This is a genomic window from Liquorilactobacillus sicerae, from assembly GCF_029916425.1.
GTDB lineage: Bacteria > Bacillota > Bacilli > Lactobacillales > Lactobacillaceae > Liquorilactobacillus > Liquorilactobacillus sicerae.
This window is the reverse complement of sequence record NZ_JAHAVQ010000324.1, coordinates 1-411: the sequence shown is the minus strand read 5'-3', so window position 1 is coordinate 411 and position 411 is coordinate 1. Positions and strand designations below refer to the sequence as shown.

At 71.0% G+C, this 411-nt stretch carries 1 protein-coding gene; it reads right to left on the bottom strand.

Going from position 1 to position 411, the window contains the following annotated elements:
* Positions 1-27 precede the first annotated feature (27 nt).
* Positions 28-411: sulfurtransferase (locus KH893_RS12660; RefSeq protein WP_281166380.1), on the bottom strand; the 384-nt coding region annotated here is incomplete at its 5' end.

Sequence of the window (411 nt, the reverse complement as noted above, 5' to 3'; positions counted from 1 at the left end):
CGATCACGACGCGAAGGCGATGGGCGCTCACGGCGCACCGTTGGAACGCACGGTTTTCACGAAGGCACTCCTCTCGTAAGGGGTTTCGCGCACGCGCGCCGTAAAGCTCGCGCGCGGCGGTCGCGCCGACACGCGTGCGAGCGGGTGTCCGCCGAGGACCCAGGCCGCCAGGCCGCCGACGAGCGCGTAGGCTGCTTCGTGGCCGTAGCGGCGAAGCGCCCACACGAGTCGCAGCGACGCCGAAGGCTCGTGTTGGTCGTAGGCGACCACGACGTGATCGTCGCCCACTCCGATCTCGCTCATCGCGCCGGCGAAAGCCGCCGCGCCGACGAGCGATCCGTCCACGGGATCGACGAGGTCGTCCCAGTCGAAGGCCGCGGCGCCGGGGAGATGACCTGCGCGGTGCGAGGA